The organism is Mobilicoccus caccae, assembly GCF_030161635.1.
In the GTDB taxonomy this organism is placed as follows: domain Bacteria; phylum Actinomycetota; class Actinomycetes; order Actinomycetales; family Dermatophilaceae; genus Mobilicoccus; species Mobilicoccus caccae.
Genome location: NZ_BSUO01000001.1, coordinates 3,455,286 through 3,479,091, shown reverse-complemented (window position 1 = coordinate 3,479,091; position 23,806 = coordinate 3,455,286). Strand labels below are relative to the sequence as shown.

Genomic DNA, 23,806 nt, shown 5'->3' with positions numbered 1-23,806 from the left:
CAGTCTCCTACGCGCGGCGCCGCGCCAGGCACTCACCGAGCAGTCGAAGTCCGCGGGAGAGCACCTCGGGGTTGTTGGCGTAGCCGATGCGCAGGTATCCCTCCACCTCGAGTGCGCTGCCCGGAGTGAGCATGACGCCGGTCTCGCGCAGGAGGTCGACGCAGAGGTCGCGCGAGCTCAGCGGCAGGTCGTAGCGCAACAGTGCGGTGGTGCCCCCGCGGGGCGCGACCCAGTCGATGCCGGGTTGACCCTCGACCCAGTCGGACAGGATAGCGTGATTGCCGCGAACGATGGCCCGGCTGCGGTCCAGGACGGCGTCGGCGTGCTCGAGGGCGAGGGCGGCGAGCAGGTCGTCGATCATGCCGACGCTGATCGTGGTGTAGTCCCGGTGGATGGTGAGCTCGGAGATGAGTTCGGGGGACGCCACCACCCATCCGAGTCGGAGTCCGGCCGCGGAGAACGCCTTGGACATGCTGCCGGTGCTGATGGCGCGGGGGTAGAGGTCGGCGACCGACGCGGTCGTGCCGGGGTCGGCCTGGTCGATGCCGCGGTAGACCTCGTCGCACAGCAGCCAGGCGCCCGCGGCGTCGCAGAGGTCGACGACCTTCTGCAGGGCGTCGCGGTCCATCAGGGATCCGGTGGGGTTGTTGGGGTTGGTGAGGACGACGAGCTTGGTGCCGTCGGTGATCTGGGCGGCGAGGTCGTCGAGGTCGGGAAGCCAGCCGGTGTCCTCGCGCAGTCGGACGATCCGCACGTCGGCGCCGATGGACTCCGGGATGGAGTAGTGCTGCTGGTAGGCGGGCAGCACCGAGACCACCCGGTCGCCCGGCTCGACCAGCGTGTGATGGACCAGATGGTTCGCGCCGATCGCGCCATGGGTGATGAGGACGTTGGCGATGTCCTGGTGCTCGTAGAGGGCGGCCACGGCGGCGCGCAGCCGGTCGCTGCCCTCGATGGCGCCGTAGGTGAGTGTGAGAGGGGCGAGGTGCTCCATGAGTGAGTCGCGGGCGCCGGTCAGGCGCAGCAGGTGCTCGACGGTGAGCGACTCGACGCAGGTCTCGGCCAGGTTGTGCTCGCAGCGGGTCTCGTACTCGTTCATCCACTGCTCGACGGCGAACGGGGTGATCTTCACGGGGCGGCTCCACGGTGTGGCAGGCGGTCGGCATGGCACGTTCGGTGCGTACGATGAATCGCAGTGCGCACGATGCGCACTATAGTGCTCATTCGATCTCTGGCACAGGAGAGGGATGTCCGACGACGTCACAGCCCGGTCGGGGCCCACGGTCGAGTTCTTGGCGCGACTGGGTGCCGAGGTCCGCCGGCGCCGTAAGGACGCCGCCCTGACCGTGCAGCAGTTGGCGGACGCGGCCGGGGTGAGCCGCAGGATGTTGACGCAGATCGAACTCGGCCAGGCCAACCCCAGCCTCGTGACGGTCGACAAGCTCGCAGGCGCGCTCGCGACCGACTTCGTCTCGCTCACCCGCGACACCCGGCCCGGCGCGCTCGCCGTGAACGCCCCCGGCACCGGTGCGGGCGTGTGGAGTTCCGTGGCGGGCAGCAGCGGAGTGCTCCAGGCCGCCACCGGGCGACAACCGGCCGCCGAGCTCTGGGAATGGACGCTCATGCCCGGCGACCGCTACCAGGCCGACCCCGACCCCGCGGGATCGGAGGAGTTGTTCCTGGTCGTCGACGGAGCCCTCACCCTGGACGTCGACGGGCTGGCACCCGTGACGGTGGAGACGGGCGGGTCGGCCCGGCTGGCCAGCGACCGCCGCTACGCCTACGCCAACACCGGCCCCGTCCCGACCCGGTTCGTGCGGGTGGTGCACCTCGGTGCGTGAGCCGGGCGCCGACACCCGACCCTGCGGCACACCGGTGTGGCATGAGATTCACGAGATGCTGTGGACACACCCAGATACACAGGAGTCCCCATGACAGCCACCTGGATGACGATCGCCGCCGCGCAGATCGGCAGCGGCCCCGATCCCGAGGCCAACCTCACCCTGCTCGAGGAGTACGCCGGCCGGGCGGCGAGGTCCGGCGCGACGCTGGTGGCCTTCCCCGAGGCCACGATGGCGTGTTTCGGAACCGACCTCGCCTCGATCGCGCAACCCCTCGACGGTCCGTTCGCCGACGGTGTGCGGCAGTGCGCGCAGAGGCTGGGCGTGACCCTCGTCGTCGGCATGTTCGAGCCGGTCGACGACGGACGCGTCTACAACACCCTCCTGCTCACGGGCCCGGACGGGGAGTGCACCTACCGCAAGATCCACCTGTTCGACGCGTTCGGCAGCAAGGAGTCCGACACCGTGGCGCCGGGCAGCGAACACGTCGTCACCGAGGTCGGCGGAGTCAAGGTCGGCCTGGCCACCTGCTACGACCTGCGGTTCGCCGACCAGTTCACCGCGCTGGGGCGTGCCGGCGCCGAACTCGTCGTCGTCCCCGCCAGTTGGGGCGACGGGCCCGGCAAGGCTGAACAGTGGGACGTGCTGGCCCGCGCGCGGGCGATGGACGCGCAGGCGTTCCTCCTCGCCGCCGGACAGGCGTGGCGGCCGCCCCAGGGCGCCGACCCGCTCGGCATCGGACGCTCCTGCCTCACCGACGGACTCGGCCGGGTCCGCGCTCGACTCGGTCACGAGCAGGGCGTGCTGACCGCTCAGATCGACACGGCCGAGGTCGCGCCCGTCCGCGCGCGCGTGCCCATCCTCTGAGTCGTCCTGAGCCACTCCCACACCGGCGCGAGCGCGTCCTCGGGGCTCAGGAGGTAGGCGGATTCCCGCACCCGGTGGATGCGCCAGCCGTCGCGTTCCAGCGCCCGCTGCACGAACAGGTCCTGCTCGTAGGCCTCCCGCCCGTGCCAGGTGCCCGCCTCGCACACGAGCGCCACGGGCGACGGCCCGTCGACGACGAGATCGAGGTGGAGTCCGCGGACGACCACGCCGAGGATCACCTCGTGCCCGCCGGTGAGCAGGTCGTCGCGCACGTCGGAGACGAACCGGGAGATCGCCGCCGGCGGCCGTTCGGCGGCGAGGCCCAGAACTCTGCGACGCTCGACGCGACCCGCCTCACGCTCGTCGAGCGCGGCCCGACCACCGCCGCGCAGCCGCGCATCGCCGAACAGCGACTGCCGGGGGTCCCGCCAGGAGGACGCGTGCGGGCAGTCGTGCAGGTACCGCTCGGAGAGACGGGTCAGGCGATCGGCGGGGCCCGCCGGCCGGTGGGGGAGCTTGCCCTCCTCGCCGATCAGCACGATGCGCGGGGCCAGCACCCGCAGGAACGTGAACTCCGACCCCACGAGCGAGGCGTCGTCGACGATGACGACGTCGAAGACGTCGGGGGTCACCTCGACCTGGTCGGTCAGGCGGTGCAGGGGGACGAACCACGCGGGGACCGCTCGCCGGCACCGGTCACGCACCCGGGCGAGCTCCGCACGCTGGCGCCCCGACCCGCCGGACTCACCGAGGCGACGCAGCAGGTGGGAATGCAGGGCGAGATCCACCCGCATCGAGGCCGGCAGCCGCTCGGGCACGACCGCATGACTCCACGCCCGCAGCGACGCCACCTGCTCGACCTGCCCGGCGATCTCCTCCTCCACCCGCGCGATCTCGGCCGCCAGCGGACCGGGCGCATCGGCCGTCCGGGCGCGTAACCATGTATCGGTACAACACCGGTCCCACGCGGCCTCGAAGCGGGTCAGTCGCTCACGCCAGAGCGGGCCGTCGTCCGTGACGCGCAGCGCATCCACCAGGCCGGGCAGATGCTCGGTCACCGGAACCGACAGCGCGTCGAGTTCGGCCAACTCCTCGGCGCGCGCATGCAACTCGTCGAGTTCGGCCCAGGCCGCCGCGTACCCGATGACGTCGAGGCCGGCCACCGCGGTGCCCAGCGCTCGATGGGCGTCGGGGGAGACCGGGCGGACGTCCTCGCGCAGACGCAGGACGAGATCGGTGAGCGGCGTCCCCGCCCGCTTCGCCTCGGCCTGCGCGTCCACGGCCTCGACGAGGGTGGACAGGCGCTGCACCACCGCGTCGTCGACCCAGCCGGGTGTGCTCACGCCCAGGTCGGCGAGATGACCGCCGACGGAGGCGACGAGGTCGGGGAGCTCCAAGACCCGCAGCAGCAGGCGGAGCTGCTCGATGTGCCAGGTCAGGCGCGTGCGCGGGTCGGCCTCGAGGGGGATCACCGTGCCGTCGGGCCAGGCGGCGTCGAGGTCGTCGATCACCTCTCCGGCGGCCACGTGGCGGAGTAGCACACCCATGTGCTCGGTGGAGGTCGGCGGCATCCCGTCGACGCGCAGGTACATGACCAGGGGCAGCGCGGCCAGCAGGGGCGGGGGACGGTGACGCCGAGGCGGGGGTTGCCGAACCGGTCGAGGACCAGCGGGCCCGCCTCCTCGAGGTGGTCGTGCAGGTAGCGCGCGCGGGCGGGCACGGCGTCGACCTCGGCCAACGCGGTCACCTCGCCTCCGATGTCCTCCACCTGGTCGACGGCGAGGGCGAGCAGTTCGTCGATCGACCGCGACAGGGCGATCCACCGCCGCGACCGTCCCGTGCGGAGGTCGGTCAGGGCCCGCTCCATCCAGCCGCCGGGAAACCGAGCGGCCTCCGCGTGGATCGCGCGCAGCTCGGCGAGTGCGGTGCGCAGGCGCCTCAGCTCGGCGCCGTCCGCCGCTTCGAGAGCACGGACGTCGGGGGAGTCGGCCACCTCGGACCGCTCGCGGACCCGACGGGCCGCGACGTCGAACTCCTCGACCAGACGGGCGAACTCGCGTGGGGTCGGCAAGCCCGTGCGGTCCGGGTGGTGGCCACGGAAACCGGCGGAGAGCCGGTCCAGGTCGGGGTCGGTGACCAGCGCGTGCAGGCGCAGCAGGTGACCGGCGTCGACGGGTGCGGGAGCCTCGGGACTCGGGGTGGCGAAGTCCGAGGGCCAGGACTCACCGGCCTCGGCGCGGTATTTCCGGGCGAACTCCGCCAGGGTTCCGAGGCGACCGCGGTGGGTCGTCGTCACGGTCTCCTCCGTCGACTCTCGACCGCCCGGTCGAGCAGCGCGCGGCGTTCTCGGCGGAGGGTGTCGATCTCGTCCTCGAGCCGGGCGATCTGCCGCGCCGCGCCGTCGCGATCGTGCTCACCGAACATGCGGGTGACGGTGTCGACAGCGGCGTCGACGCCCAGGGCCCGATCATCGCCCCGACGGTCGACGGTGCACAGCGCGAGGGGCCTGAGCTGCGCCGGGAGGCTGTCGGCCACCCCCGTGAGCGTCTCCTCACGGGGGAGGTGAGCAGGACGCGCCGGCCCTGGGCCAGGAGGTGGCTGACGAGCGCGGCGATGGTGGCGCTCCGCGCCTCGCGCGGCGCTCGGACGACGGTCTGCGCGTGGACGTCGACGTGCTCGACGACCTGCCGTTGCCGGGGGTGAGGGGGAACGGGCACAGGGCGTCACCCTCCAACGGGGTGAGGGCGCCGGGTGCGGTGACGGGTGGGATGCGGTGATCCCGGTCGAGCAGGGGCAGCAGGCCGGAGGGCACGCGGCCGGTGCTCGCGATGTCGTCGGCGAGCCGACGGGACAGCATGACCGTCTCGTCGGGGCGCTCGCGGAGGAGCAGCGCGGGTGCCCACGACAGGACCGGGTGGCGTTCCGGCTTCGGGCGTGGCGTGCGGTCGTCGTAGCGGCCCGACGGGTCGAGAGCCTCCAACAGCAGCCGGCCCGGCACTTCGATCCGGGACCGTTCGAGGACCGCGCCGCCCGCCGCCCGCGCCGCCTCGTGGATGGACCGGGCCGCGCGACGATCCAGGCCGTGCGCGGCCTCGAGCGCCGAGATGTCGGCGCGCAGACCTCGGGTGTGACGACAGGCGTCGATCCACAGCCGGCCGAGCTCGTCGATCCCACCCGTGACGGGCACGGTGAACACGTGCGCGCAGAACGCCTCGCCCGCGTGAGCCCAGGTGAGCAGGCCGAGACCGAGTGAGAGTTCACGACCCCCGATCGCCGAGTCCAGCAGAGTCGCCAGCCGGTCGTACAGAGCTCGGGCGGGGGCGTCGCGCTGCTCGGTCTCGCTCCACCGCACCCACTGCGGGTGCCAGGCCTCCCACGTGGCGCGCAGGTCAGGGCGGTCCGAGAGGCGTGCGGTGACCGTGCCGCCGTTGCGGCCTGCCTCAAGGTCGGCCTTGGCCCGCAGGCGCAGTCGTGCGCCCGGTCGGTCGAGGTCGCCGCTGATCCAGGGGGTCAGCTCCTCGGGAGCGGCCGGTCGTTCCGTCTCGTCGACGTGGTCGATCGTCACCAGGGTGGTTCCGTCGACCGGCAACTCGCGTCCGGCCAGGTGGATGGCGGGGTGGTCGGGGATCTCCGAGAGCCACGGTCCGACCGCTGCCGGACCCGCGCCCGGGCGCTGCCGGCTGCGGGCGAGGAACTGGAACAGGCGGACGGCACGGTCCACGGCGACGTCCTCGTCCACATCCACCCCTTCCGCCTCCGCCCCCTACTCCGGTCCGAATCGGCCCGGAGGGGGAGTCCCTGAGGAACTCCGCTGTCGCAGAACGGTGTTGCAGGGGTTCCAGCGGTGGGGGGGGGGGGACAGTCGCCCCGTCGTCACCAGCCGGGGTAGCGGCGCAGCCAGTCGGCGGTGACCGTGCCGTCGACCTCGGTCGGGACGCCGATGCGGCAGGCGCGGTGGCAGTCCTCGGCCAGGCGGGCGACGACCTCGCGCAGTTCCAACTCCTCCAGCCACGTCGGCAGGAGCCAGCGGGTGCCGTGCGCGGCGCCGAGGATGTTGCCGCACACCGAGCCGGCCGCGGCGCGCGCCCCCGGATGGTCGACCGAGGCCCTCAGCGCCGCGCCCGGCCGGTCGTATCCGCCGACCGCGCAGGCCACCGCGATCGCCAGCACCTCATGGCCGGTGTCACCGCTGCCGAGCGAGGCGAGGTCGTCCGGCGTGGGGATGCCCGCGGTGCCCAGCGAGCGGCCCGCGCGCAGGGCGGTGAGCGTGGTTGCGGCGCGGGGCGGTTCGCGCAACTCGCCCTCGGCGCGGTCGAGTGCCGAGGTGAGGTCGGCGCCGTCGACGAGGGCACCGACGATCACGGCCAGTGCGCCTGCGGGGTAGATCCCGCTCGGGTGACCGTGGGTGATCGCCGCGAACTCACAGCCGAGTTCGAACCGTCTGCGCGCCGCGAGGATGCCGGCGGGGGCGGCCCGCACGAGAGCGCCGTACCCCGGTGCGTCGTTGATCGGGCCGTCGGTGCTGCCCATGCGCCCGGTCCGCAGCGCGGTGAGGCCGGGGTCGTCGGGGTCGCCCGTACGCCACAGCTCGGGCACTCCGACGATCCAGCCGTCGAGCTCGGCCAGATGGGGGCTGGCGACGCCGGCCGAACCCCGGGTGGCGAACCAGCGCAGGTAGGCGTGGTGCAGGACGGTCGGCGGGTGGCAGATGCCGCGCTCGCGTTTGCGGACCGCGGCCCGGATCAGGCCCTCGGCGGTGAACACCGTCATCCGGGTGGCGTCGGTGACGGGGCCTGTGCGTCCGAAAGTCGCTGCCGGGGCGGTGTCGTCGTGGTCGGCGTGATTCTCTCGGTCGTCGACTGCACGTGCGCCGAGCGCATCTCCCACGGCTCCGGCGAGCAGGCACCCGACGACCTGATCGCGCGTGTAGTCGTGCTCGATCATCTGCGCCCTCTCATCACCGAACTCCTCGCCCCCACCTTCATTGTGCCGAGTGCGCAGCGGGATTCGTGCCGGCGACGGACGCGCAGCGGGCAGGATGTACACATGAGCCACGACCTCGACCGGTTCGTCACCGCGCAGGCGGACGGCACGTACGACACGGCGCTCGCCGAACTGCGGCGTGGTCGCAAGTCGAGCCACTGGATGTGGTTCGTGTTTCCGCAGGTCACCGGCCTGGGTCGGAGTCCGATGGCGCAGCGGTACGCGATCTCCGGTCTGGCGGAGGCGCGGGCCTACCTCGCTCACGACGTGCTCGGGCCGCGTCTGCTGGAGGCCACACGCGCGGTCCTCGACTCGGGTGTGTCCGACGCGAGCGCACTCATGGGCGGCATCGACGCGATGAAGCTGCGCAGCTCGATGACGTTGTTCGAGGCCGCAGCGACCGACGCGGACGGGAATCCCGACGCGCGTGAAGCCGATTCGGACGCGAGTGCCGCGTTCGCCCGTGTGCTGGACACCCTCTACGGCGGCGAGCGCGACCCGGAGACCCTCCGGCGCCTCTGACCGCCGCACTCCCCTGAGTGCTGCCGGTCTCGGTACTCGGAAAGCGCGTTCGGCGGCGGTCTCCTAGGGTTCAGGGCATGAGCAACGAGCTGACCCTGACCCGCGACATCGCCGCCGAGCCCACGAAGGTCTGGGCCGTCCTCACCGACGTCGAGGCCGCAGCCGAGATCCTGGAGGACGTCTCGGCCGTGGAGACGCTGACCGACGGGCCCTACCGCGTGGGCACCCGCTGGCGTGAGACGCGCAGCATGCTCGGCCGCGAATCCACCCAGGAGATGACGGTCACCGAGGTCGAGGCGCTGGGCTTCACCCGCATCGAATCCGCCGCCGACGACGCGCACTACGTGACGACGTTCAAGCTCGAGGCCACGCACCCCGGCACCCGCCTGACCATGACGTTCACCGGCGAGCCCGCCGAGGAGACCGGCACCTTCAAGAAGCTGGCGGCCAAGGTCATGGCGCCCGTAGGCAATGCGGCGGCGCGCAAGAGCATGGAGTCGGACCTCGACGACATCGCGAAGGCCGCCGAAGCGCGCTGACCCGCGCGACACCCACGGTCGATCCCCACACGTCGGGCAACGCGCACCCGCGGTTCATCCCGTGTCCGGACCACGGACACCGCGGCGCGGGACAACGGAGCAATGGCCTCCCTCGTCGCGCTTCTCGCGCTCGCGCTCGTCATGCTGCACGCCGTCGCCGACGTGCTTCCGGACACCCCGCTGTTCTGGGTCCTCACGCCCGTGCGCCTCGTGGTCCTCATCGGGCTCGTGGCGCTCGCGGCGACGGTCCGCCGCGTGGATCGCTCGACGTTCGCGTGGCGTCGCCTCTTCGACCTGTGCGTGGTGCTGCTGCTGGCCGCCGCCGCCGTCCCCGCCCACGTCTACGGCGGGTGGTCGGAGTGGCGGGGGCTGCTGACCTGTGTCGGCGTCGCCTACCTCGCCGCGGGTGTGCTGCGCAGCAGCCCGGAGTCGTGGCGGGCCATCTCGCTCACGGCGACCGCGGCGGTCGCCACCGCCGCGCTCACCGGAATCCGGCAGACCGTCAACGGTATTCCCACCGGCTTCTGCCGCGGCGCCCTCGACGGCAGCGCCGACTCCTGTGGCAACCCCGGCGTCGTCTTCCGTGCGCTGGGCACCTTCGGCAACCCCAACCTGCTCGCCGCGTTCCTCGTGCTGCTCATCCCCCTGGCCGCCGCCTACGCGGCAGGGCACACCCAACGTCACTCCCGCGCAGTCGGCTACCTCGTCGTCGGCGTCGGGGTGGTGGGCGTCGGCTCACGGGCAGGTCTGCTCGCGCTCGTGGCGATGGCGGCGGCGTTCCTCGTGCTGCGGCGTCCGACGACACCCCGTCTCGTGGGAGCGGGTATCGCGGCGGCCGGCGTGCTCGCGGCGGCCGGGATCGCAGTCCTGGCGGGCGTGGGCGTGGGGGTTCGCGCGGACGTCTGGAGCGCCGCCGCCGACCTGGTGCGCCGGTACCCGTTCGGTGTCGGCGTCGGGCGCACCGGCGATCTGCTGGCCGCGACCGTGCCCGGCGACGAGGCGTTCCGCCACGCCCACAACCTGTGGCTCGACATGCTGCTCGCCGCCGGGCCCCTCGGGCTGGTGGCGGTGGTCGGCCTCACCGTGCTCGGCGCGGTCCACGTGATCCGCGCGGCGCGGCGCGCGTCCGCCGCCGGCATCGCCCTCGGGTGCGCGCTGGCCGCCTTCGCGGTCTTCTGCCTGGTCGACAACCCCGTCAACGCCGTCCGCAACGGGTACGCCGCGTGGCTGGTGCTCGGCCTGGCCATGGCAGCCGGGCAGGGCGTGCACCACCGCAGGAGCCTGGAGGTCTTCCGCGACGCCGAGAGCAGGCAGGGCAGCCGCGGCGCCACCGCGCTCAGCGTCGGAAGTCGCCCTTGACGCCGCGCTTGTTCCAGTAGCTCTCCTCGGCCGCGGCGATACGGGGCCGCTGACCCAGGCGCGCACGCAGCTCGACGACCTTGTTCTCGAGGTTCCGCACGCGTCGGCGCAGACGGCGCTGCGCGAGGGGGCCGAGGAGGACCGGGCCCACGGGCTGACCGTCGGGACGCACGTCGAGGTCGAGCGGACGCCGGTCCCGCGACTTCGGCTTGCGGTAGCCGGGGCGCAGCGTCTCGTCGACGTCGATCTGGCCGGTGACGTCCTGGAACTTCCAGTCCAACGTCTCCTCGTCGGACATCGTGACGTAGTTGGGGGTCTCCTTGAAGTGGACCTCCTCGGGGTACTCGGGGGTCTCCGGGGAGGGCGGGTTGGCGGTGAACGCCGACACGATCATGAGGACCTGGGCGAGCAGGTTGACGAACAGCAGCAGGGTGGCGAGCGAGGCCGACGCCGCGAGCAGCGGGTTGTCGCTCACCGACGAGACGATCGAGGTGCCGAGGAACAGGACGATCTGCACCGCGACGCCGCCGATGAACGAGCCGAGCCACAAGTCCTTGGCCGGTGGGCGCACGGCGGCGGTGACCCGGAAGAGGAACGCGAACGTCAGGGCCGCGACGGCGGCGGCGACGAGCAGACCGAGGCCTCGCAGGAGGAACCCGACGACGGGGTTGTCCCCGAGCCCGATGACGTCGAGCACAGCGCCGCCGAGCGTGCTGGCCGCCGTGCCGAGCAGGGCCGAGAGCACGATGCCGAGCGCCATCGCGATGAAGCCGAACAGGTCGCGCAGCTTGGCGAGGGCGAAGTTCTCGGCCGGGGCGATGATGCCGAACATCGCCTGCACGGTGGTGCGGATGTTCGACATCAACCCGATGGAGGCCCACAGCAACACGAGCGCCGCGCCGATCGAGGCGGGGTTGAACGCCGTGTCCATCACCAGGGAGTTCGGATCGATCATGCCCTGCCCCGACCCGTCCTCGAGGATGCCCGGCAGCGTCGAGTTCACGGCGTCGATGACCTGACTGCGCAGGGCCGGGTCGCCACCGAGGGTCGCCATGAACACGGTCCAGGCGATGGTCAGGGCCGACACGATCGAGAACAGTGCCTTGTAGGCGATGCCGCCCGCGAGCAGTCCACCCCGCGCCTTGCTGAAGCGTTTGAACGCCCGGACCGGCCGCGACTCCATCACCGTGCCGACCGCCTTCTTCGGGGTCGACTCCTCCTCACCTGACGAGGGGTGCCCGGAGGCGTGCTGGTCCCCGTGGGGCGTGGGCGCTGATGACTCTCGGGATGCGGTGTCGCTGTTGGCGGTCGGCATGACCCAAAGCTATCCAGGAGGTGGCGTCGAGCGCGCGATGAGGGGGTGCCCCGGCCTCGGCGCGTCGTCAGGAACCCTTGGGCCAGTCGTCCGGGGTCGGCTCGCCACCCTCGACGACGTGCTCGCCGCCGGCCCGCTTCACCCAGGAGTCCTGCGGCCGGTAGCCGAGCTCGAGCATGGTGTTCGTCATGTCCCAGCGTCGATCGGGGTTGTCGGAGACGGTGTAGTACACGCCGTAGCGGACGTCGGCCTCGACGGCGCGGCGGAAGGCACGCTCGGCGTCGTCCTCGCTCAGCCACATGGCCTTGAGCAACTCGATGTCGGCGGGCAGCGGGTCCGGCGCCACCCACCCGATGCGCAGGGAGATCACGTCGATGCCGTATTCGTCGTGGTAGAAGCGGCCGAGGATCTCACCGAACGCCTTGGAGACGCCGTAGAACGAGTCGGCCCGCGGCAGGTGGTGGGGGTAGACGGGCCACTCCTCGAGCCGGTCGTACATGCCGACGGCGTGGTTGGACGAGGCGTACACGACCCGGCGCACACCCGCCTCGCGCGCGGCCTCGAGCACGTTGCGGTAGCCGACGATGTTGGCCGAGAGAACCGCGTCCCACTCGGATTCGGGGGAGGCGGCGCCGGCGAGGTGGATCACCGTGTCGACCCCCTCCATCAGGGGGAGGACCTCGGAGTACTGCTCGAGATCGGCCTTGCGGAGTACCCGCTCCTGCTCCTCGTTCTTGGGAGTGCGACCGTGCTGCACGATCTCGTAGTCGTCGGCCAGGCGCTCCGAGAGCAGGAGTCCGATGCCGCCCGTCGCGCCGGTGATGAGGATGCGTCGCTGAGCCATGCCTCCATCCTCGCGTGACTCACCGCACGGCGCATCGTGACCCCGCGCCGCAGCATCATCCGCGGCGCGGTCAGGCGTCGTTCACCGTGATGGCGCCGTGGGGCCCGGGGGCGCGCTCGCGGACGAGGTCGACGACGTCGGCGATGGAGTCGGCGATCCGGGTCGGGCGGTAGGGAAAGTGTTCGACCTGGTCGGGGCGGGTGGAGCCGGTGAGGACGAGGATGGTGCGCATCCCGACCTCGAGTCCGCTGATGACGTCGGTGTCCATGCGGTCGCCGATCATCACGGTGTGCTCGGAGTGCGCCTCGATGCGGTTGAGGGCCGTGCGCATCATCAGCGGGTTCGGCTTGCCGACGTAGTACGGCGTGCGCCCGGTCGCGGCCGTGATGAGGGCCGCGACACTGCCGGTGGCGGGCAGCTTGCCCTCCGGGGAGGGCCCCGACACGTCGGGGTTGGTGGCGATGAACCGGGCGCCGCCCTCGATGAGCCGGATGGCCCGCGTGATCGCCTCGAACGAGTACGTGCGCGTCTCGCCGAGCACGACGTAGTCCGGGTCGCGGGAGGTCATCGTGTACCCCGCCTCGTACAGCGCGGTCGTCAGCCCCGCCTCGCCGATGACGTAGGCGGATCCGTCCGGACGTTGGTCGGCGAGGAACCGCGCGGTGGCCAGGGCCGAGGTCCAGATCGCGTCCTCCGGCACGTCGATCCCGCTGCCCAGCAGGCGGGCCCGCAGATCCCGCGGCGTGTAGATCGAGTTGTTGGTGAGGACCTGGAACCGGAGTCCCTCACGCTTGAGCGCCTCGATGAACTCCGCGGCGCCGGGGATCGGGTCCTCTTCGTGGACGAGCACGCCGTCCATGTCGGTGAGCCAGGCATCGATGAAGGCCGCGTTCTGCGGGGGAGGAGAGATCGCCATGCCCCGATTCTCCCGCTGCGGGGCCTGGCCTGTCATCGACCTCGGGTTTCGCGGTGCGGCAGGTCGTGGCGCTCAGGCGCCGGCGATCTCGCGGAGGGCGGCGAGATGGTTGTCGAACGCCGCGCGTCCCTCCTTGGTCAGGGACAGCCACGTGCGGGGCCGCTTGCCGACGTAGCCCTTCTTGATCTTGACGTACCCGGCCTGTTCCAAGGCGGTGGCCTGCTTCGACAGGACCGAGTCGCTGACCTCGACCGTGTCACGCACAGAGGCGAAGTCGGCCTGGTCGACCGAGGCGAGGGCGGCCACGATGCTGAACCGGACGGGTGCGTGGATGACGTCGTCGAGCCGGTGCCGGGCGTGTTCGAGAGTCACTTCGTGGCCAGCTTCGTGATCGAGCGCGCCGCGAGGACGGCGGGGATGACGACGAGCACGGCGAGGGCGATGACGAGCGCCCACGCAGGCTCTCGCCCCGCGATCAGCGCGACGCCGATGCCGTACGCGGCCGTCGTGCCGACGATGCCGGCGGCGTAGCGCTTGCCGAATCCCCGCGGCGCGGAACCGATCCTCGAACTGCGCCACATCAGCACGGCGAGCGCCGCGCCGTAGACGCCCATGCCGATGACGAAGACGGCCGGGTTGTCACCGGCAGCGCGGATGAGCAGGAGGACGAGCGCCATCGCGACGCCGACACCGACGGTGACGCGGGCGAGGGTGCGCAGGTCCTTCGCGGTGGTGACGCGGGTGGAGGAGGCCTGGTCGAGCGCGGCCTGCGCCTCCTGGGCGGTGATGCCGTGGCGGGTGTCGTCGTTCATGGTGGGCTCCTTCGAGGTGCTTCTCTGGGTGGGAACAACATTGAAACTAGCAACGACTTTCCACCATGGCAAGTAGTTGCCGCGAGCAAGCGTCCGTCACGTCGCGAGCAGCGCATGGTCGGCTGCGCGCTGGCGTTGGGTCTGGCCTGGTCGCCGGTCACCGCGACGCTGGGCACGTTCATGTCCGAGACGTTCACCGCCAAGATCCGCTACACCGGCATCACGCTGGGCTATCAGGTGGGTGCGGCGGTGTTCTCGGGCACGGCGCCGATGGTCGCCGAGACCATGGTCGAGGTGACCGGTGGACACTGGTGGCCCATCCCCCTCTACCTCCTCGGGCTCGGGGTGCTGTCGTTCGTCGCCGTGTGGGTGTCGGGCCGTACCGCGCGCCGGGAGGCCGCACGCGAAGGAGTCAGCGCATGAGTGCCCCGACATGGATCGGTGGGGAAGAGGTGCGCGAGCGGGTCTCTCCCGACCGCGCCCGCCGACTGCTCGAACAGGCGATCCTCGACGGGTTCGACCCCGCCGGTGACCCGCCTCGGGCGGCGCCGAGGACCGAGCACGGACAACTGCTCGTCATGCCCTCGACGACCGCGACCGCGGCGGGGGTCAAGGTGGCCTCGGTCGCCCCCGACAACCCGGCGCGTGGCCTCGAGCGCATCCAGGCGCTCTACGTGCTCATGGACGCCGAGACGCTCACCCCCTCGGTGCTCATGGACGGCACGTCGCTGACCGCGCTGCGCACCCCCGCGGTCAGCGCGCTCGGGCTGGACCGGTTGGCGCCGGCAGAGGTGACCTCGGCCGTCATCGTCGGCAACGGGCCCCAGGCGGTCACCCACGCGGAGGCGCTGCTGGCGATCCGCGACGTCCGGCGCCTCACGGTCGCCGGTCGCGACCAGGAGCGGGTCGCCGGGGCCGCGGAGCGCATCGCCGCGCAGGCGCGGGAGGCCGGGGCGGAGATCGAGGTCGACGTCGTCGTGGGACGCGCCGACCTCGAGGCGGTCGTGCGCGAGGCGCAGGTCGTCGTCTGTGTCACCTCGGCCGCCGAGCCGGTGATCGACGGTGCCTGGGTGGCCGACGGTGCGGCCGTCGTCGCCGTCGGGTCGCACGAGACGGACCGTCGCGAACTCGACGCGCAGCTCATGGGCCGTGCGCTCGTCGTCGTGGAGGACATCGCCACCGCGCTGCGCGAGGCCGGCGACGTCGTCATGGCGATCGCGGAGGGTGCGCTGGCCGAGTCCGATCTCGTCCCGTTGCGCGACCTGGTCCGCGACGAGGTCACCCGCGCCGACGACCGACCCAACGTCTTCAAGACGGTCGGCATGTCCTGGGAGGACCTCGTCATCGCCGAAGGCGCCGCCCACCCCTGACCCCGCCCCTCACCTCAGACAGCCGGAGATGTCCGAGACAGCACCGCACGCGCTACGGTTTCGTCGTCACCTACTGTCCGAGGTGGGGTTGTGGAGGTGTTCGGGATGTCGTCGAATCACGAATCCGGTCCGGTGGTGTCCTCGTCCGAGCCGTCCCTGGCGGAGGTGTCACGCCACGCGGGCGAGGCGATGCGTGAGCTCCTCGACCTGGCCTCGGTGCCGGCCGGTGGGCTCGTCGTCCTCGGATGCAGCAGTAGCGAGGTCCGCGGTGGGCGCATCGGCAAGGACGGCAGCACGGAGGTCGGAGAGGCGGTCATCGCCGGCATCCGGCCCGTCGTCGCCGAGAAGGGCGTATACCTCGCCGTCCAGGGGTGCGAGCACATCAACCGGGCGCTCGTCGTCGACCGTGAGTACGCCCAGCGTGAGCGCCTGGAGATCGTCGGTGTCGTCCCGGCCCTCACCGCCGGCGGGGCCGCCTGCCGGGCGGCGTTCGTGCAGAACGAGGACCCGGTCATGGTCGAGCACGTCGTCGCCGACGCCGGGCTCGACATCGGCGACACCGAGGTCGGCATGCACGTGCGGTTCGTCCAGGTGCCCCTGCGGCTGCCGACCCGCGAGGTCGGAGCCGCCAGGGTCACCGCGCTGCGCAGTCGGCCCAAGCTCATCGGCGGGGAGCGCGCGACCTACCGCCTCTGACGTGGCCGCGTCATGACAGGGTGGCCCTGTGCGTGATGTGGCGATCGTCGGACTCGGACCGGCCGGACGTTCCCTGGCACACCACTGTGCCGCGCGCGGGTTGAACGTGTTGGCGATCGACCCCGCACCGCAGGCCCCGTGGCGGCCGACCTACGGCGTGTGGGCCGACGAGATCGCCGGACTGCTCCCCGATGCGGCGCTGCGGTCGCGCATCGACCGCCCCGCGATGGCGGCCCCCATGCCGCGCCCGTTGCCGCGCACGTATGTCGTCCTCGACAACGCCGGTGTGCAGGCCCACCTGCACCTGCGCGGTGTCGAGATCCGGGAGCAACGCCTGGACGACGCCGGTGTCAGCGCCCTGCGCCGCGAGGCCCGCGTCGTCGTCGATGCCCGTGGCGCCCGACCCGATCCACGCCGACCGCTCGACGACGGACCGGCCCAGACTGCCTACGGCATCGTCGTCGCGGACGACGATGCCCGGCCCGCCTTGCGGGGTCACTCAGGGCTCCTCATGGACTGGGCCCTGGACTGGGCGCCGGACCCCGCGCGTCCCGACGCGCGCGCGGTGCCGACGTTCCTCTACGCGATTCCCCTGGGCGACGGGACGACGCTGCTGGAGGAGACCGCGCTCGCGGCGTTCCCGGCCCTGGACCTGCCCGAACTCCGCGAGAGGCTGCACCGCCGGTTGCGCCGCCGCGGCGTCGAACCGGCCGTCCTGGCAGCGCCGCTCAAGGAGGAGCACGTCGTCATCCCCATGCGTGGACGCGCCGCCCCCGCGCCGGCCGGGGCGCACGCGTTCGGCACCGCAGGCGGCGGCGGGAACATCGTCACCGGCTATTCGGTCGCCCATTCCCTGCGCGCCGCACCGATGGTCGCCGACCGACTCGCCGCCGGGCAGGAGTGGCCGCAGCGCGAGGCGCCACCGGGCGCGGAGGTGCTGCGCAACCTGGGACTGCGGGCGCTCCTGCGTCTCGACGTCGAGGGGACGCTGGCGTTGTTCGACGCCTTCTCGCGGGTGCCCGCGCCCTCGCAGCGGGCCTTCCTCGACCGGTCGTCGACCGCGTCGCCGTTGCTCACGTCGATGGCGCGGATGTGGGTGCGGATGCCGCCGCGCGACATGGTCGAACTCGTACGGGCGACGTTCGGACGAGGGCCCGCGAGCCTGGCGGCAGGTCGCTGATCGGCTCGGCGCCGAAAACGGCTGGGGCCTGTCGGGACAGGGCTGCCGCGGGTCGACATACTGGGAGCCTTGTTCGCCACCAACCTTCCTGGCCACCTCGGTGCGAGCGGAAGCCCTTCGTTCGAGAGGCTCGTTCATGTCACATCATCCCGGAGAGAATCCCGACTTCAGCGGTCGCCCGGGGCAGTACGGCCCGGGTTCCCGTGGTCCGCATCCGGGGGCGTACGGCGCCTACCCGCCGCCCGGTAAGCGTCCCTGGTACAAGCGGGTGGGGTGCGTGGTTTCGATGATCGTGGCGCTCGGGCTGCTGCTGTTCGGTGGATGCGGGGCTGCGGCGCTGCTGGCTGCCACGACGGCGGTCATGGCCCCGGACGGCACGTCCCAGGGGGGCAGGCGCAGCCGGGAGGAGAGCCTGCAGCGACGTCGACCGAGCCGGAGTTCACGGTGACGGCTGATGCGTTGCTGAAGGAGTTGGACGAGAACGCCTTGTCCGCGGCGGACAAGTACAAGGGCAAAATGGTGCAGGTGACGGGAACCCTGACCAACATCGATTCCTCGGGCGACTACTTCAGCCTGGGACCCACCAAGGGCGACAGTGTCACCCTGACCGGGGTGCAGGTCTTTCTCGACGAGGGCCAGCGATCGACTGTCGCCGGCTTCAAGAAGGGGCAGAAGATCACCGTCGTCGGCGAGATGCGGGGCGTCGGTGAGGTGATCGGTTACACGATGAACGCCGCTTCGATGAAGGTGACCACGTAGGACTCAGCGGACCTCGCCGGAGCGCGGGGGGACCGGTCCGGCCGGGGGCAGGCGCCAGCCCTGCCGTAGGGCGAGCCCTCGGAAGGTGAAGACGAGCACGATGACGATGATCTCGGCGGGGCCCACCCGCACGTCCGGGTTGTGACCCAGCTGCCACGACAGGGCGACGAGCCCGGCTCCCACGGCGGCGGGGACCGCGTAGAGGCCGCCGTCGCGGCGGATGATCTGTGGTACTTCGTTGGCGACGACGTCGCGCAAGAGCCCTCCGCCGCAAGCCGTCGTGACCCCCATGAGCGCGGCGCCGATCGGGTTGAGTCCCGCGCCCAGCGCGATGAGCGTGCCACTGACGCAGAACAGCGCGAGCCCGCCGGCGTCGAACAGCAGCAACGTCCGTCGCAGACGTCCGGGACCGAGCAGCCCGACCTTGACGACGACCGCGGCGAGCAACGGCGCGACGAAGTACGCCGGGTTGTCGAACGCGACCGGCACCCCGATGTCGATGAGGAGGTCGCGGGTGATGCCGCCGCCGAGCCCCGCCAGGCCCCCGAGCAGCAGCGATCCGAGGATGTCGAACCGCTTGCTCGAGGCCAGCAGGGCCCCGGACAGCGCGAAGCAGAAGACCCCGAGGAGGTCGACCGCGAAGAGCAGACTCACTCGCCGGCGACGGCCAGGACGATCTTGCCGGGGGCGTGCCCGTCCTCGAGGATCTGGTGCGCCCGGGCGACCTCCGACAACGGGAGGGCATCGGCGACGGTCAGCGTCAACGACCCGTCCGCGACCCGGCTCGCCAGGGCATCGAGCCGCTCCCGGTCGGGCGCGATCGTCGGGATCGACGCCTCGATGCCGCGCTCCTTGGCGGGGCCGAGGTCGGCGAGGGAGGGCAGGAGCACGAGGCGTCCGCCCTCGGCCAGGTGGTCCAGGGAGGGCTCGTAGGTGCCGAAGTACACGCAGTCGATGATGACCGTCGGGCGCGGCGTGACCTGGGCGAAGTCCTCCTGCCCGTAGTCGACGTGGGTGGCGCCCGCCGCGGTGATCCGCTCGGCGTTGCGCGCCGACGCGGTGGCGTAGACCTGCGCGCCGGTGGCCGCGGCCAACTGGACGGCGAGGTGGCCCACACCGCCGCCTCCGCCGTGCACGAGCACGATGTCGTCGCCGGTCACCTCGGCCAGGTCGTGCACGGCCACCCACGCAGTGAGTCCCACGAGCGAGAGCCCGCCGAGCGTCGTGTCCTCGACGCCCTCGGGTGAGCGCGCGAGCGCGTCCGCGGGGAGCGCGGTGAGTTCGGCGTAGCACTGGCCCTTGTTGTCCAGGGGTGCCATCCCGAAGACCCGGTCGCCGACGGCGAGGTCGGTGACCCCCTCGCCGACCTCCGTGATCACGCCGGAGCACTCACGGCCGAGGATGAGCGGGAAGTCCTCGTCGCGCAGACGGGAGGCCATGCCCGAGGATCCGTCGCGGATCTTGTAGTCGAGCGGGTTGACGCCGGCCGCGCTCACGCGCACCACGACCTCACCCGCGCCCGCACTCGGAGCGGGGGCGTCGTCGACGATGCGGAATTCGTCCGGGCCGCCGAAGCGGTCGATCACTGCAGCTCGCATGTCTGGATTCTCCCGCGAATCGGAGCCCGACCCAACCCGGGGGCCACCGGATCTCGGTGCACTCGGCTCGGCGACGCCGCGAATGTCCGGTGCGCGTAGAGGCGTCCACTCCTGTAGGCGGTGCCGGAAAGGGCTCCTCGGTCTGGAACGTGTGGACCTTCCTACCCTGAGTGGGTGATCCGAGGACTGTTCGCCGGGTTGGCCACGCTCGACGTCGTCAGCCACGTCGAGCGTGCGCCGGGGCCTGACGAGAAGGTGACCGCGACCTGGCAGCTCCTGGCCGGAGGTGGCCCGGCCCTCAACGCGGCCGTCGTCTTCGCGGCCCTCGGCGGGGAGGCGACGCTGCTCTCGCGCGTAGGTGACGGACCCGCCGCCGACCTGATCCGCGCCGACCTCGCCGGCTGCGGAGTGCGGCTCGTCGACGTGGCCCGTGACGGCACGCCGCCGGTCTCGAGCATCACGGTGGAGTCGGACGGGACCCGGCGCGTGGTCGGTCTCGACGCGACCTCCGCCGCGATCGACGCCCCTGACGCCCCAGACGCCGCTGACGATCCAGCCTCGGAGGGCGCGATGCCCGAGGTCGACGTCGTCCTCGTCGACGGACACCACCCGGACCTCGCTGCCGCAGCGCTGGGCCACGGTGCTCGTCTCGGTGTGCCGCGGGTCCTCGATGCGGGTCGGTGGAAGCCGCCGATGCGCGACCTGTTCCCGGGATGCACCCACGTCCTCGCCTCGGCCGCGTTCCGACTCGAGGGGCGTGAGGAGTCGGTGGAGGCCCGTCTCGGTCGACTCATGCGGATCATCGGCACCGGGTCGGGACATCGACTGGCCGGAATCACCGCCGGTGGGGGAGACATCGCCTGGATCGAGCGTGAGCCCGGCGGCACGCTCGTGAACGGACGGACCCGTCCTCCCCTCGTGGAGGCCCTCGACACCCTCGGCGCCGGCGACGCCCTGCACGGCGCCTACGCGTGGGGCCTCGCCGCCGGTGTCCCCGACCCTCTCGAGGTCGCTGCAACGGTCGCGTCACGATCCTGTGAGACCAGAGGCACCCGGGCGTGGTTGGACCGGGCACGCGAGTTCGCCCGTCGGTGAGCACGCGAAGCGCCGCCCGTGGGAGATGCGGGCGGCGCTTGCGGTGGCTTCGGGTCAGGCGACCTGGCGCGCTTCGACCCGGCGGTGGTTTCGCTCGGTCATCTTGTCGACGACCGTGGCGATCGCGGCGTCACCGGTGACGTTGGTGGCCGTGCCGAAGGAGTCGATGGCGATGTACGTGGCGATCATCAGCCCGACCTGCGGCTCGGTGAACCCGAGCATCGAGGTGAGCAGACCGGCGGCGGTCATGATCGCGCCGCCGGGCACGCCGGGCGCCGCCACCATCGTGATGCCGAGCATCATGATGAAGCCCACGACGGTCAGAGGGTCGATCGGGATGCCGTAGAGCATCATCACGGCCAGGGAGAACACCGTGATCTTGATGGTCGAACCGGCGAGGTGGATCGTCGCGCACAGGGGGATGACGAACGAGGCGACCGGCTCCGAGACGCCCGAGACGATCGCCTGGCGCAACGTCACCGGGATGGTCGCGGCCGAGGACGACGTCCCCAACGCGGTGGCGTACGCCGGCAGCATCGTCTTGAGCATCCTGAACGGGTTGCGGCGCGCCACGGCGCCCGCGATGGTGAACTGGATCAGCAGCAGCACCACCGTCAGCGCGAACACCATGAGGATGACGCCGAGGAACGTCGAGATGATGGCCCAGACCTCACCGACGGCCGTCATGTTGAGGAAGATGCCGAAGATGTACAGCGGCAGCAGCGGGATGATGACCGCGGTGATGACCTTGTTGATGATCTCGCGGAACTCGACGAACCCCCGCTGCAACGTCTCGCCCTGGATGACCGTGAGCGTGACGCCGATGGTGAACGCCAGCAGGAGCGCGGTCATGACCCCGAACACCGGCGGCATCTCCACCGTGAAGTACGGGGTGAGCAGAGCCTCCTCGGGGTTGGTGAACGAGGCCGCCTGACGCCCGGCCAGCAGCGTCGGCAGGAACGCCATCGCCGCCCCGAATCCGAAGAGCCCCGCGAAGATCGTCGAGCCGTAGGCGATGGCCGTCGTCACGGCGAGCCACTTACCGGCGCCCTTGCCGAGCTCGGAGATCGCCGGCGCGATGAGGCCCAGGATGATCAGCGGGATGATGAAGGACAGGAATCCTCCGAACAGGCCGTTGAAGGTGACGAAGACCTTGGTGAGCCAGTCGGGGAAGAAGAGTCCACAGATGATGCCGAGGACGATGGCGATGAGGATCCGCGGCAGCAGACCGATCTTGCGCGAGTTCATGGCCTGAGGATAGAGACGAGATGCCCTGGGCGGAGCCCGATTCGCCCCGGTGGCACTGCGTTGTGATCCATCAGACGGCGACGAACCACGTGGAAGCCTCACTCGCTACGACGGCGGTGGGGTTCGGCCTGCCGGCCGAACCCCACCCACGTCGCTGCGGGCGCCTCAGTACCGGGAGTACGGCACCTGGACGAACGAGATCGGTTCGCCGGTGCGGTTGATCCGCATCTTGATCCAGTTGGTGTTGTTCTCGGAGCCGTCGGTGGTGATGCGGGTGAGGTCGTCGGCCGAGCCGCTGATGCCGTAGTACTCCAGCCAGCGGGACCCGGCCTGCAGCGGCTTGTCGACGTTGAAGACGTGCGAGTCGGGGTTTTCCCTTCTGCGGGCCGTACGGGACGAACGATCCGAGCAGACGCTTGTCCACCTCCAGCGGCGTGGGCAGGCCCAGCTCGATGTACTCGTTCTCGTCGGGAACCTTCGGGCCGCGGCCACCCATCGCCGGGAAGTTGTTGTCGTTCATCACGGCGATCGTGTCGCGGTCGACGATCTCGACGTCCTCGATGGTGAAGAACGGGAAGGTGAACCGCTCGCCCTGGCCCCCGACGTTCTTCGGGTCGGCGACGTCCATGAGGTCGGCCACGAGCTGCTTGCGCACGTATCCGCCGGACTTCACGCCCTTGATGTCCGCGAGGTAGATCCGCTTGAACCTCGCCTCGGCGCCCTGCAGGTTGTCGCGCTCGATGACGAGGAACTGGTGATCGTTGACGGCGATCATGTCGCCGATGGCGTGCTCGGGCGATTCCATGCGGTACCGCCACAGCGCACCCGTGTACCGGGCGCGGTGCTTCGCGATCGACACCTCGAACATGCGCAGGTCGCTCGCGCGGCCGGCGGCCTTGTCCTCGGCCGTGGCGCCCTCGAGCAGCGGGTAGAGGGTGCGCCGGTCCGGAGACATCGCCATGCCCTCGAATCCCTTGGAGTTGGCCAGGTTCGGCTTCTCACCGGCGCGCAGCGTCGGGTTGGACTGTGACTTGACCCCTGGCGTCGGCACCGGCGGCGACAGCAGGCGGCCGAACTGATCGGTGTGCAGCAGGTAGGGGCCGAACTCCTCGCCGAACCAGAACGTGCCGTCGGCGGCCACCTGCATCGACTCCGGGTCGAAGTCCCAACCCGTGAGCGCGCGGTCGGCCTTCGGGCAGGTGAGGTTGGCCGGCTTGTCGGTGGCCGCGGCGCACCCGCCGTCGCGCCAGATCTGCCAGGGAATGAGCCCGTCGGGGTCCGACAGGGTGAAGACCGTGTTGATGAACGTCGTCTTCGCCGGCGCGCCCGGCTTGCCCGCATCCGCCTTGCCCGGCCGGATGCGGTGCACGGCGAGCAGGTAGTCGGCGCTGTTGTCCTTGGCGCCGAATCCGTTGTCGCTCATGACGAGATAGCTGCCGTCGCCCAGACGGTGGGTGGCGGAGAAGCCCTGGACCGGCTGGCCGCGGAACGGCGCCGGGAACGCCTCGTTGCCCTTGACGAGGTGCCCCGAGGGCTCGCTGCCGGGCGTGAACGTGCCGGTGGGCAGGATCGACCGCTGGACGAGCGTGACGCGCGGTGTCTTCTCCGGCCCGGACGTCGGCGCGGCCTGCACGGAGGACGGGATCGCGACGGCCGCCGTGGCGGGAAGGGTGAGCGCGAGGGCGAGGGCAGCGGACAGGCGCGGCGTCATGATGACTCCAGGAGGCAGGCAGGGAGGGGCGCCTGCAGTAGAGCACCTGCCGCGTGGCCGGCGATCGGACCTCAGATGAACGATCGGCGGAGTTCGCCGGGGCCGCAGGTGACCTCCCCGTCGAGGTCGGGCGAATGGGACGGACGGGAAG

The 23,806-nt window shown here is 71.5% G+C and carries 27 protein-coding genes; 12 read left to right on the top strand and 15 right to left on the bottom strand.

Features of this window, described 5'->3' with window-relative positions; genetic code table 11:
• Positions 1-7 precede the first annotated feature (7 nt).
• Entirely contained in the window at positions 8-1,132 is a 1,125-nt protein-coding gene (locus QQK49_RS17060) for an aminotransferase (RefSeq protein WP_284304993.1), read from the bottom strand.
• A gap of 115 nt (positions 1,133-1,247) precedes the next feature.
• Between QQK49_RS17060 and QQK49_RS17055 the strand changes: the two genes are divergently transcribed.
• Together QQK49_RS17055 and QQK49_RS17050 are read left to right on the top strand one after the other, a co-directional pair.
• Positions 1,248-1,841 (top strand): helix-turn-helix domain-containing protein, encoded by a 594-nt coding sequence (locus QQK49_RS17055; protein WP_284304992.1) that lies wholly within the window; start codon positions 1,248-1,250, stop codon positions 1,839-1,841.
• Positions 1,842-1,931: 90 nt separating this feature from the next.
• Positions 1,932-2,708 (top strand): carbon-nitrogen hydrolase family protein, encoded by a 777-nt coding sequence (locus QQK49_RS17050; RefSeq protein ID WP_284304991.1) that lies wholly within the window; start codon positions 1,932-1,934, stop codon positions 2,706-2,708.
• Here QQK49_RS17050 and QQK49_RS17045 read toward each other — a convergent pair.
• The 5 genes from QQK49_RS17045 to QQK49_RS17025 all read right to left on the bottom strand — a co-directional run bounded on the left by QQK49_RS17045 (position 2,654) and on the right by QQK49_RS17025 (position 7,652).
• A complete protein-coding gene (locus QQK49_RS17045) occupies positions 2,654-4,300 on the bottom strand; it encodes a hypothetical protein (RefSeq protein WP_284304990.1) in 1,647 nt (548 codons plus the stop codon). The genes QQK49_RS17050 and QQK49_RS17045 overlap by 55 nt on opposite strands.
• Positions 4,216-5,004, bottom strand: coding sequence for a hypothetical protein (locus QQK49_RS17040; RefSeq protein WP_284304989.1), 789 nt, complete (start codon positions 5,002-5,004; stop codon positions 4,216-4,218). The genes QQK49_RS17045 and QQK49_RS17040 overlap by 85 nt, the downstream gene beginning before the upstream one ends.
• Positions 5,001-5,243: a hypothetical protein gene (locus tag QQK49_RS17035; RefSeq protein WP_284304988.1), complete on the bottom strand. Its 243-nt coding sequence runs from the start codon at positions 5,241-5,243 to the stop codon at positions 5,001-5,003. Before QQK49_RS17035 ends, QQK49_RS17040 begins: the two co-directional genes overlap by 4 nt.
• A 16-nt stretch (positions 5,244-5,259) precedes the next feature.
• Entirely contained in the window at positions 5,260-6,429 is a 1,170-nt protein-coding gene (locus tag QQK49_RS17030) for a hypothetical protein (RefSeq protein ID WP_284304987.1), read from the bottom strand.
• A gap of 152 nt (positions 6,430-6,581) precedes the next feature.
• Positions 6,582-7,652, bottom strand: a complete 1,071-nt coding sequence (locus QQK49_RS17025; protein ID WP_284304986.1) for an ADP-ribosylglycohydrolase family protein — start codon at positions 7,650-7,652, stop codon at positions 6,582-6,584.
• Positions 7,653-7,754: 102 nt separating this feature from the next.
• Here QQK49_RS17025 and QQK49_RS17020 point away from each other — a divergent pair, with 102 nt between their 5' ends.
• From QQK49_RS17020 to QQK49_RS17010, 3 genes are all read left to right on the top strand, one after another.
• A complete protein-coding gene (locus QQK49_RS17020) occupies positions 7,755-8,213 on the top strand; it encodes a DUF1810 domain-containing protein (protein WP_284304985.1) in 459 nt (152 codons plus the stop codon).
• Positions 8,214-8,290: 77 nt separating this feature from the next.
• Positions 8,291-8,752, top strand: a complete 462-nt coding sequence (locus QQK49_RS17015; protein WP_284304983.1) for an SRPBCC family protein — start codon at positions 8,291-8,293, stop codon at positions 8,750-8,752.
• A 102-nt stretch (positions 8,753-8,854) separates the two neighbouring features.
• A complete protein-coding gene (locus QQK49_RS17010; RefSeq protein ID WP_284304982.1) occupies positions 8,855-10,111 on the top strand; it encodes an O-antigen ligase family protein in 1,257 nt (418 codons plus the stop codon).
• Here QQK49_RS17010 and QQK49_RS17005 read toward each other — a convergent pair.
• The 5 genes from QQK49_RS17005 to QQK49_RS16985 all read right to left on the bottom strand — a co-directional run bounded on the left by QQK49_RS17005 (position 10,089) and on the right by QQK49_RS16985 (position 13,998).
• Positions 10,089-11,426, bottom strand: a complete 1,338-nt coding sequence (locus tag QQK49_RS17005) for a YihY/virulence factor BrkB family protein (protein WP_284304981.1) — start codon at positions 11,424-11,426, stop codon at positions 10,089-10,091. The two genes, QQK49_RS17010 and QQK49_RS17005, sit on opposite strands and share 23 nt — an antisense overlap.
• A gap of 67 nt (positions 11,427-11,493) precedes the next feature.
• Complete coding sequence (locus QQK49_RS17000; RefSeq protein ID WP_284304980.1) at positions 11,494-12,270, bottom strand: NAD-dependent epimerase/dehydratase family protein; 777 nt, start codon at positions 12,268-12,270, stop codon at positions 11,494-11,496.
• 70 nt (positions 12,271-12,340) lie between these two features.
• Complete coding sequence (locus tag QQK49_RS16995) at positions 12,341-13,186, bottom strand: HAD-IIA family hydrolase (protein WP_284304979.1); 846 nt, start codon at positions 13,184-13,186, stop codon at positions 12,341-12,343.
• A gap of 72 nt (positions 13,187-13,258) precedes the next feature.
• Positions 13,259-13,558 carry a winged helix-turn-helix domain-containing protein gene (locus QQK49_RS16990; protein WP_284304978.1) on the bottom strand — a complete coding sequence of 100 codons (300 nt, stop codon included), beginning with the start codon at positions 13,556-13,558 and terminating at the stop codon, positions 13,259-13,261.
• Positions 13,555-13,998 (bottom strand): hypothetical protein, encoded by a 444-nt coding sequence (locus QQK49_RS16985; protein WP_284304977.1) that lies wholly within the window; start codon positions 13,996-13,998, stop codon positions 13,555-13,557. Before QQK49_RS16985 ends, QQK49_RS16990 begins: the two co-directional genes overlap by 4 nt.
• Before the next feature lie 114 nt (positions 13,999-14,112).
• On the opposite strand from QQK49_RS16985, the gene QQK49_RS16980 reads away from it, so the two are divergent.
• The 6 genes from QQK49_RS16980 to QQK49_RS16955 all read left to right on the top strand — a co-directional run bounded on the left by QQK49_RS16980 (position 14,113) and on the right by QQK49_RS16955 (position 18,003).
• Positions 14,113-14,421, top strand: coding sequence for an MFS transporter (locus QQK49_RS16980; RefSeq protein ID WP_284304976.1), 309 nt, complete (start codon positions 14,113-14,115; stop codon positions 14,419-14,421).
• Positions 14,418-15,368 (top strand): ornithine cyclodeaminase family protein, encoded by a 951-nt coding sequence (locus QQK49_RS16975; RefSeq protein ID WP_284304975.1) that lies wholly within the window; start codon positions 14,418-14,420, stop codon positions 15,366-15,368. The genes QQK49_RS16980 and QQK49_RS16975 overlap by 4 nt, the downstream gene beginning before the upstream one ends.
• Positions 15,369-15,473: 105 nt before the next feature.
• On the top strand, positions 15,474-16,064 hold the full coding sequence (locus tag QQK49_RS16970) for a TIGR01440 family protein (protein WP_284304974.1): 591 nt from the start codon (positions 15,474-15,476) through the stop codon (positions 16,062-16,064).
• A 28-nt stretch (positions 16,065-16,092) separates the two neighbouring features.
• A complete protein-coding gene (locus QQK49_RS16965) occupies positions 16,093-17,244 on the top strand; it encodes a lycopene cyclase family protein (RefSeq protein WP_284304973.1) in 1,152 nt (383 codons plus the stop codon).
• Positions 17,245-17,380: 136 nt separating this feature from the next.
• Positions 17,381-17,692: a hypothetical protein gene (locus QQK49_RS16960; protein WP_284304972.1), complete on the top strand. Its 312-nt coding sequence runs from the start codon at positions 17,381-17,383 to the stop codon at positions 17,690-17,692.
• Positions 17,689-18,003 (top strand): OB-fold protein, encoded by a 315-nt coding sequence (locus QQK49_RS16955; protein WP_284304971.1) that lies wholly within the window; start codon positions 17,689-17,691, stop codon positions 18,001-18,003. Before QQK49_RS16960 ends, QQK49_RS16955 begins: the two co-directional genes overlap by 4 nt.
• A gap of 3 nt (positions 18,004-18,006) precedes the next feature.
• Here the strand turns inward: QQK49_RS16955 and QQK49_RS16950 are convergent, their stop codons facing one another.
• The gene (locus QQK49_RS16950) at positions 18,007-18,657 is read right to left on the bottom strand and encodes a trimeric intracellular cation channel family protein (protein WP_284304970.1); all 651 of its coding nucleotides are present in this window, start codon (positions 18,655-18,657) and stop codon (positions 18,007-18,009) included.
• Positions 18,654-19,601: an NADP-dependent oxidoreductase gene (locus tag QQK49_RS16945; RefSeq protein ID WP_284304969.1), complete on the bottom strand. Its 948-nt coding sequence runs from the start codon at positions 19,599-19,601 to the stop codon at positions 18,654-18,656. The genes QQK49_RS16950 and QQK49_RS16945 overlap by 4 nt, the downstream gene beginning before the upstream one ends.
• A gap of 174 nt (positions 19,602-19,775) precedes the next feature.
• Between QQK49_RS16945 and QQK49_RS16940 the strand changes: the two genes are divergently transcribed.
• Positions 19,776-20,696, top strand: coding sequence for a PfkB family carbohydrate kinase (locus QQK49_RS16940; RefSeq protein WP_284304968.1), 921 nt, complete (start codon positions 19,776-19,778; stop codon positions 20,694-20,696).
• Between the two features lie 54 nt (positions 20,697-20,750).
• Here QQK49_RS16940 and QQK49_RS16935 read toward each other — a convergent pair whose 3' ends face one another.
• Positions 20,751-21,944 (bottom strand): dicarboxylate/amino acid:cation symporter, encoded by a 1,194-nt coding sequence (locus tag QQK49_RS16935; protein ID WP_284304967.1) that lies wholly within the window; start codon positions 21,942-21,944, stop codon positions 20,751-20,753.
• Positions 21,945-22,014: 70 nt separating this feature from the next.
• Positions 22,015-23,655 carry an esterase-like activity of phytase family protein gene (locus QQK49_RS16930; protein WP_284304966.1) on the bottom strand — a complete coding sequence of 547 codons (1,641 nt, stop codon included), beginning with the start codon at positions 23,653-23,655 and terminating at the stop codon, positions 22,015-22,017.
• Between the last annotated feature and the right edge of the window lie 151 nt (positions 23,656-23,806).